The organism is Pseudomonas sp. 13B_2.1_Bac1 (genome assembly GCF_025466155.1).
Classification (GTDB): Bacteria; Pseudomonadota; Gammaproteobacteria; order Pseudomonadales; family Pseudomonadaceae; genus Aquipseudomonas; species Aquipseudomonas aylmerensis.
Window position 1 is genome coordinate 130,774 of record NZ_JANLOH010000039.1, and the last position, 8,554, is coordinate 139,327.

General features: G+C 65.0%; 6 protein-coding genes. All 6 read left to right on the top strand.

The window, feature by feature from the left end:
• Positions 1 to 2 precede the first annotated feature (2 nt).
• The 6 genes from NTD80_RS09435 (at position 3) to NTD80_RS09460 (ending at position 7,885) form a co-directional block, all read left to right on the top strand.
• On the top strand, positions 3 to 1,367 hold the full coding sequence (locus NTD80_RS09435) for an MmgE/PrpD family protein (protein ID WP_158267383.1): 1,365 nt from the start codon (positions 3 to 5) through the stop codon (positions 1,365 to 1,367).
• Complete coding sequence (locus NTD80_RS09440) at positions 1,364 to 2,587, top strand: dipeptidase (protein ID WP_262133306.1); 1,224 nt, start codon at positions 1,364 to 1,366, stop codon at positions 2,585 to 2,587. The genes NTD80_RS09435 and NTD80_RS09440 overlap by 4 nt, the downstream gene beginning before the upstream one ends.
• Positions 2,588 to 2,628: 41 nt before the next feature.
• Positions 2,629 to 3,360, top strand: a complete 732-nt coding sequence (locus NTD80_RS09445; protein WP_315974933.1) for a response regulator transcription factor — start codon at positions 2,629 to 2,631, stop codon at positions 3,358 to 3,360.
• Entirely contained in the window at positions 3,360 to 4,703 is a 1,344-nt protein-coding gene (locus NTD80_RS09450) for a sensor histidine kinase (protein WP_262133307.1), read from the top strand. The genes NTD80_RS09445 and NTD80_RS09450 overlap by 1 nt, the downstream gene beginning before the upstream one ends.
• 96 nt (positions 4,704 to 4,799) lie before the next feature.
• On the top strand, positions 4,800 to 7,022 hold the full coding sequence (locus NTD80_RS09455; protein WP_262133308.1) for a TonB-dependent siderophore receptor: 2,223 nt from the start codon (positions 4,800 to 4,802) through the stop codon (positions 7,020 to 7,022).
• Complete coding sequence (locus NTD80_RS09460) at positions 7,022 to 7,885, top strand: alpha/beta hydrolase (RefSeq protein WP_262133310.1); 864 nt, start codon at positions 7,022 to 7,024, stop codon at positions 7,883 to 7,885. The genes NTD80_RS09455 and NTD80_RS09460 overlap by 1 nt, the downstream gene beginning before the upstream one ends.
• The last annotated feature ends 669 nt before the right edge of the window (positions 7,886 to 8,554 follow it).

The window sequence follows — 8,554 nt, forward strand, 5'->3', positions numbered from 1 at the left end:
CCGTGGCAACGACGATAGACCGGCAGTGGGTCGCACGACATCTGCTATTGCTTGAGGCTCCCATCCCCGACGCGGTCTCGCGTGCGCTCGGGCGGCTGCTCGCCGACACCGTGGCGATCGCCGCGTACGCAAGGCGCCATCAAGTGGGCGGCACCCGCATCGACAGTGCCCTGGCGCAGCCGGTCGCCGCCGGGTGCTCGGTGTGGGGCGCGACGCTGCGCACCGACCCCGCGCGCGCCGCGCTGCTCAATGGCACCGCCGCCGAGGCGCTGGACTTCCAGGAGGTGTTGATCAACCCGCGCAACAACGGGCACGCCGCCGTGGTGATCATCCCGGCGATTCTGGCGCTGGCCGAACAGCATGGCGTGGTCGGCGAGCGCTTGCTGCGGGCGCTGTGGATCGCCTTCGCGGCCAATATTTCCCTGGCCGAGGCCCTGGGACGTGGCCACCGCACGGCGCAGGCGGGGTTTCGTACCACCTCGCTGATCGCACCGGTGGCCGCGGCGCTGGGTGGTTCGGCGTTGCTCGATGACGACCTTGACCGCGCCTGTCACGGCACCGCCATTGCCGCCAGCGCCCTGAGTGCCGGGTTGCTGTCGGCGCTGTCGCCGACGGTGGGCAGTTACAGCCAGGACAAGGACCTGGCCGTGGGGTTTTCCGCCCAGCACGCAGTGCAGTCGGTGTTGCTCGCCCAGGCGGGCGCCACCGGGCCGGCGGCGTTCCTGACCGGCGAGCACGGCTGGCTGGCCAGCTTTGGATTTGATACCGCACAGGATGGGTTTTTATCCGCCGATCCGCTGGAGAAGCACCTCGACAGCTTTGCGATCAAACCGTATCCCGCCTGTTTTGGTTGCCAGACGGCGATTCGCCTGGCGCTGGAACTGCGTCAGCAGGTGCCGGCGGGGCAGGTGGTGAGCGTGGTGGTGCGGGTCAACGCCGGCAGTGCGCGGTCGCTGTCGACCCGGGCGATCGACAATGACCTGGCCGCGCGTTTCAGCTTGCCGTATGTGGTGGCCAGCGCCTTTGTCCGCGGGCGCGCCGCGCTGGAAGACTTCGAGGGCGAGGCGCTTGCCGATCCGCAGGTGCTGGCGTTCATGGCGCGTGTGCATATTGAAGCGAGTGCCGAGATGGACCAGCGCCAAGCGCGCAGCGGAGGATTTCCTGCGGCCTTGAGTGTGCACGCGTTGACCGGCGAGTCGGTCGAGTTGGCCTATGACGGGCCGGATGCCGCGCTGGATGCGGCCGGCCGCGATGGTTTGTTGCACGCCAAGTTGCACGCGCTGTGTGACGGCCCGTTGCTGGCGACCCTGCAGGCTCTGGTGACGGCGCCGCTGCAGGCCGAGCGCCTGTTCGGGATCGGCCCATGAGGTTGCTCGCACTGCTGCTGAGCCTGGCGATTGTGCCGGCGTACGCCGAGGTCAGCCCCCAGGCGCGTGCGCTGCATGAGCGCTTGCTGGTGCTCGACAGCCACCTGGATACGCCTCGGCAATTGTCGCGCCCGGGCTGGAGTATTTTGCAGCGGCATGGCCGTGAAGACTTGTCCCAGGTCGACCTGCCGCGCATGGTCGAAGGCGGTCTCGACGGCGGTTTCTGGGCGGTGTACACGCCCCAGGGCAGCGACGATGAAGCCGGCGTGGCGCGGGCCGCCGACCAAGGCCTGGCGACCCTGACGCGTATTCGCGACATGGTGGCGCGCTACCCGGCGCAATTCGGCCTGGCGTTGCAGCCGCAGGATGCGCCACGCCTGGCTGCCGAGGGCAAGCGCGTGGTGTTTATCAGCATGGAAAACGCCGAGCCCCTGGCTGCCGACCCACGGCTGTTGGCGACTTATCAGCGCCTCGGCCTGCGCATGCTTGGCCTGGTGCACAGCGCCAACAATCGAGTCGCGGATTCGGCCACCGCCATTCCCCAATGGCACGGCCTGAGCCCGGTCGGGCGCGACCTGGTGCAGCGCGCCAATTGCCTGGGCGTGCTGCTGGATGCCTCACATGCGTCCGACCAGGCGTTCGACCAGATGCTCGCCTTGTCGCGCGCGCCGATCATCGTCTCGCATTCCAGCAGCCGCGCGATCAACCCGCACCCGCGCAACCTCGACGACGCGCGCATGCGTCGCCTGGCGGCGAGTGGCGGGGTGATTCAGGTCAATACCTATGGCAGCTACCTGATCGCGCAGCCGCCCAATCCCCAGCGTGACAAGGCGCTCAAGCCGCTGTTCGAGCGCTTGCGCCTGATGCCGGCGCTGCAGCCGGCGCAGTTCCAGGCGCTGTCGGCGCAGATCCTCGACGTGCAGCAGCGTTATCCCAACCCCCAGGCGACTTTTGCCGACTTCATGCGCCATCTGCTGCACGCGCTGGAGCAGGTCGGGCCGCTGCACGTAGGGATCGGCGCGGACTGGGACGGCGGTGGCGGGGTGCGGGGTCTGGAGGATGTCAGCCAATTGCCGAAGATCACCGAAGCGTTGCTGCAGGCCGGATACAGCGAGGCGGATATCGGCAACATCTGGAGCGGCAACCTGCTGCGCCTGGTGGGCCGGGCGCAAGCGCAGGGGCGTCAATTGCAGGCGGAGGGACAGTGCCGGGGTGAGTGAACATTGCGAAATGTTTCGTCGAATGCGAAACTGACGTAATTGTGAATACTTATCATCTGGCCCCGTCTTTATCCCCCAGCCCGCGCATCCTGATCATCGAGGATGACGTCGAGCTGTGCACGCACCTGAGCAACCATCTCAGCCGGCGCGGCTTTGCCTTGAACAGCGCCCATTGCGGTGGCCAGGGCCTGGACCTGGCGCTGCAGGCACCGGTGGAATTGATCCTGCTGGACATCATGCTGCCGAGTGAAAGTGGCTTGAATATCCTGGCGCGGCTGCGCCAGGAGCGCGGTACGCCGGTGATCCTGATGTCGGCACTGGGCGCCGAGCAGGATCGCATCACCGGCTTCAGCCAAGGCGCCGATGACTACCTGCCCAAGCCCTTCAGCCTGGCCGAACTGGATGTGCGCATCGACGCGTTGCTGCGGCGCGTGGCGATCGATTGCGGCACGCGGGCGCCGTCGATGCCTTCGCGGCCTTCCGCCCTGGCGTTCGACGCGCAAGCGCGGGACGTCAGCTTCAACGGCCGCGCCGCCGGCCTGACCTCGTCGGAATTCCGTCTGTTGTGCACGCTGCATGAGCACACAGGCGAGGCACTGACCAAGGCCTTCCTCTACCAGCACGTGCTGCACCGGCCCTATACCCGCCTGGATCGTGGCCTCGATGTGCACGTGTGCAACCTGCGGCGCAAGCTGGCTGCCGTCGAGGCACAGGGCATTCGCATCGACGCGGTGCGCCATCAGGGTTATGTGCTGTTGTGCGACGGCGCCTGATGCAACGTCGTCATCCCTTGCTGTGGAAAATGGCGCTGCTGCAAGTGTGTGCCTGTTTGCTGCTGGTATGGCTGGTGTGGAGTTGGGGCTTGCGGGTGGAGCGCAACACCTACTTCCTGGAGGTGTCCGACCGCATCGCCCTGGCTGCCTATGCGGCCGAGGCCGAGCGCGTGGCAGCCACTGGCGACGCCGCGGCGGTAGAGCGCTGGCGCCTGGCATTGCAGCAGCGCGAACACACCTGGGTGGCGGTGCTGGATGACTACCTGCAAAGCCTGGGCACCACGCCGTTGAGCGCCGAACAGGTCAGCCACCTGACGTTCATGCGCAAGCTCAGTTGGCCAATGAGCAAGCGCCTCGAAGACGAATTGCCTTACGTGAGCATGGCTTTCCCGGAGCACCCCGAGCGTGGGCGGTTGGTGATGCAATTGCCCGAACGCCTGTTGCCGCCGGGTCTCACGCCGTGGACCCATGTGTTCACCCACGGCCTGGTGCCGGCGTTGTTGGCGCTGGCACTGGGGCTGGTGCTGTACCGCCATCTGGTGCAGCCGTTGAATGAACTGCGCGAACGCGCCAACGCGTTGAGTGCCGGCGACCTCGCACCGCTGGCCAGCAGCAGCGTGACGCGCCGTCCGGATGAACTCGGCGAACTGGCCCGCGCCTATGAACACATGGCCGAGCGCCTGCGCCAGAGCCTCAATCAGCAGCGGCAATTGCTGCGCACCTTGTCGCATGAAATCCGCACGCCACTGGCACGTTTGAAAATCGCCAGTGACAGCGGCCTGCCGCCCGAGCAGTTGCAGCAACGCCTGTCGCGGGAAGTCGAGGAGATGCGCCGGCTGGTGGACGACTCCCTCAACCTGGCCTGGCTCGACACCGAAAAACCTCGCCTGGAAGCCGAAGCGGTGGTGGTGGCCTCCGTCTGGGAAGCGCTGGTGCAGGACGCGCATTTCGAAACCGGCTGGCCGCTCGAAGCGCTGGTGTGCGAGCTGGACAGTACGTGCCAGGTGCACGTGCACCTCAACAGCTTCGCCCAGGCCGTGGAAAATATCCTGCGCAACGCCATCCGCCATTCACCGCCCAACGGCGTGATTCGCCTGAGCGGCCAGCGGGATGGCGACCGCTGGTGGCTGGTGATCGAAGACCAGGGGCCAGGCGTTGCCGAGGGTGATCTGCAGCGCATCTTTGAAGCCTACCTGCGGCTGGACGGCACGGTGGGCACCGGTTTTGGCCTGGGGTTGAGCATCGCGCGGCGTGCCATCGAACTGCAGGGTGGCGAGCTGTGGGCGACCCAGGGCGCTTCGGGATTGCGCATGAATCTGCGCCTGCCCACAGCAAATGTTTAGAAAGTTAATGTTCTTTACTCGCAATTGCATCTGATTATCATCTGCGATCTTTGATGGCCCACCGCTATCGGTCGGGCTGCGCTTGGAGATCCCCGCATGTTCCGCTTGTCCCTGCTTGCCGTGAGTATTTGCAGCCTGTTGCCCGTCAGCAGTTTCGCCGCCGAGGCCGAAACCCCTGCGCAGATGGAGCTGCCGACCCAGACCGTATTGGGCACCGCTCAGGAAGAGATCAAGCAGATGCCCGGTGTGTCGATCATCACCGCTGAAGACATCAAGAAACGCCCACCGGCCAACGACTTGTCGGACATCATCCGCACCATGCCCGGCGTCAACCTCACCGGCAACTCCAGCAGCGGCCAGCGCGGCAACAACCGCCAGATCGACATTCGCGGCATGGGCCCGGAAAACACCCTGATCCTGGTGGACGGCAAGCCGGTCGGCAGCCGCAATTCGGTGCGCTATGGCTGGCGTGGCGAGCGTGACAGCCGCGGCGACAGCAACTGGGTGCCAGCCGATCAGGTCGAGCGCATCGAAGTCATTCGCGGCCCCGCGGCAGCGCGTTATGGCAACGGTGCGGCGGGTGGCGTGGTGAATATCATCACCAAGCAGCCGGGCACGCAAACGCACGGCTCGGCAACGATCTACCACAACTTCGCCCAGCACTCGGCCGAAGGTGAGACCGAGCGCATGAACTTCGGCCTCAATGGCCCGCTCACCGACACTCTCAGCTACCGCGTGTACGGCAACGTGGCCAAGACCAACGCCGACGATGCCGACATCAACAGCGGGCATGAATCCCTGCGCACCGGCAACCAGGTCGGCACGCTGCCGGCGGGGCGCGAGGGGGTGCGCAACAAAGACGTCAACGGCCTGCTCAGCTGGAACTTCACTCCCGAGCAAACCCTCGACCTGGAGGCCGGTTTCAGCCGCCAGGGCAATATCTATACCGGCGATACCCAGAACACCAACAGCAACGCCACCGTGAAAAACATGCTGGGGCATGAAACCAATATTCTCTACCGTGAAACCTACGCCGTGACCCATCGCGGCGAATGGGATTTTGGCAGCACCCTGGCCTACGTGCAGTATGAAAAGACTCGCAACCGCCGTCTCAATGAAGGCCTGGCCGGTGGCCTGGAGGGGATCTTCTCCGCCAACAGTTTCAGCACCAACGAACTGCGCGACCTGACCGCCCACGGTGAAGTCAACCTGCCGCTGCACGCAGGTGTCGACCAGGTGCTGACGCTCGGCAGCGAGTGGGTCGAACAGAAGCTCGGCGACCCGAATGCCAACCTGCAAACCACCACGGCCGGCGGCAGCGTGCCTGGCTTGTCGAGCACCTCTCGCAGTGACTCGTCGGCGTCGCGCATTTTTTCGCTGTTCGCCGAAGACAACATCGAGCTGCGCCCCGGCACCCGCCTGACCCCGGGCCTGCGCCTGGACCACCACAACGTCGTCGGCGACAACTGGAGCCCGTCGCTCAACCTGTCCCAGGTGCTCACCGACACGTTGACCTTGAAGGCCGGCATCGCCCGTTCATACAAGGCGCCGAACCTCTACCAGCTCAACCCCAACTACCTGCTGTACAGCAACGGCCAGGGTTGCTACGGCCAGACCACCAGTTGCTACCTGCAAGGCAATGCCGACCTCGACGCGGAAACCAGCGTCAACAAGGAACTGGGCCTGGAGTACCGCAATGACGGCGTGGTCGCCGGCCTGACGTATTTTCGCAACGACTATAAAAACAAGATCGAGTCCGGCCTGACCCCGGTCGGCACCGCGTCCGGCGGCACCGGCAGCACCGCCCGCGCGAGCATCTTCAAGTGGGAGAACGTGCCCAAGGCGCTGGTCGAAGGCCTGGAAGGTACCGTTGCGCTGCCGCTGGGCGAGCAGGTCAACTGGACCAACAACTTCACCTACATGCTCCAATCGAAAAACAAACAGACCGGTGATGTGCTGTCGGTCACGCCCAAGTACACCCTCAATTCGATGCTCGATTGGCAGGCCACCCAGGACCTGTCCCTGCAGGCGAGCGTGGCCTGGTACGGCAAGCAGACGCCGAAGAAATACGACTATCACGGCAACCGCGTGACCGGCACCAGCAACAACCAACTCTCGCCGTATGCGATTGCCGGGGTGAGCGGTACCTACGCCCTGACAAAAAACCTCAGCCTCACGGCCGGCGTGGACAACGTGTTCGACAAACGCCTGTGGCGCGAGGGCAATGCCCAGGGCGTGAACAACATCGAAGGCGCCGGCGCCGCGACCTACAACCAGTCCGGGCGCACCTTGTACACCAGCCTGACGGCGTCGTTCTGATGGGGCGCGCATGCTGGTTGGCGTTGTTTATTGTGCAATGTGCCTGTGCCCAGCCGGCACCCGACCAACTGATGGATGCACCGGTATTGCGCGAGGCCAGCGACTACCAGTTCAGCACGCTGGAGCTGGACTCGGCTGACGGCGCGCGGCACTACCGAGTGTGGCTGGGGCGCCCGCTCAAGGTCAGCGCGGCCAACCCCGTGGCCTATCTGCTCGATGGCAATGCGGCGATGGCGGCGCTGGATACCAAACTGCTCAACCACCTGTCCCATCGCCCGGCGCCGCCGGTACTGGTGGCGGTGGGGTATGCGACGCCGCTGCGCATCGAGCGCAATGCGCGGACGTTCGACTACACCCCGAGAGTGGGCGAGGGCGCGCAACGTGATCCCTTGACGAATGTGCCCAGCGGAGGCGCCGATCAGTTCCTGGATTTGCTGACGGAGCAGATCCGGCCGCTGGTCAACCAGCGCCTGGAGATACAACCCAGGCGGCAATTGCTGTGGGGGCATTCCTATGGTGGGTTGTTGGTGCTGCATGCCTTGACGACGCGTCCGCAAGCGTTTGACGACTACGCCGCGGCGAGCCCGTCGCTGTGGTGGAACAATGGCGTGATTCATACCGACGGACTCGCGCAGCGCCTGCACGCAAAGCGGCCGACCTTGCTGCTGATGCGCGGTGATGCAGAACCGGCCAGCCCGACCAGGGCCGCCAAGCCGCAGGATGATGGCGCGGTCAAGCGCCTGTTGGCCTCGCTGCAAAGTGTCGAGGGACTGACCGTGCGCTACCAGGCATTCCCGGGCCTGGGGCACGGGCCGATGTTGGCGGCTTCATTGCGCTACACGTTGGAGCAGATGAGCCAATAACTGCTCCCACCTTTGATCTTCATACACCCGGGTTCTCAGGCCCCACCCCAATCCCCTGTGGGAGCGGGCTTGCCCGCGAAGGCGGTGTATCAGTTGATGCATTCGCTGCCTGACCCACCGCTTTCGCAGGCAAGCCAGCTCCCACATTTGATCTCCATATGCCCGAGTGCCTGAGCCCCACCCCAATCCCCTGTGGGAGCGGGCTTGCCCGCGAAGGCGGCCTGTCAGTTGATGTATTTGGTGGCTGATCCACTGCTTTCGCAGGCAAGCCAGCTCCCACATTTGATCTTCATACACCCGGGTGCCTGAGCCATACCTTGAGCCCCCTGTGGGAGCGGGCTTGCCCGCGAAGCCGGTCTGTCAGTTGATGCATTCGCTGCCTGACACACCGCTTTCGCAGGCAAGCCAGCTCCCACATTTGATCTCCATACACCCGGGTGCCTGAGCCATACCTTGAGCCCCCTGTGGGAGCGGGCTTGCCCGCGAAGGCGGCCTGTCAGTTGATGCATTTGGTGGCTGACCACCGCTTTCGCAGGCAAGCCAGCTCCCACCTTTGATCTCCATACACCCGGGGTCTCAGGCCCCACCCCAATCCCCTGTGGGAGCGGGCTTGCTCGCGAAGGCGGTGTATCAGTTGATGCATTCGCTGCCTGACACACCGCTTTCGCA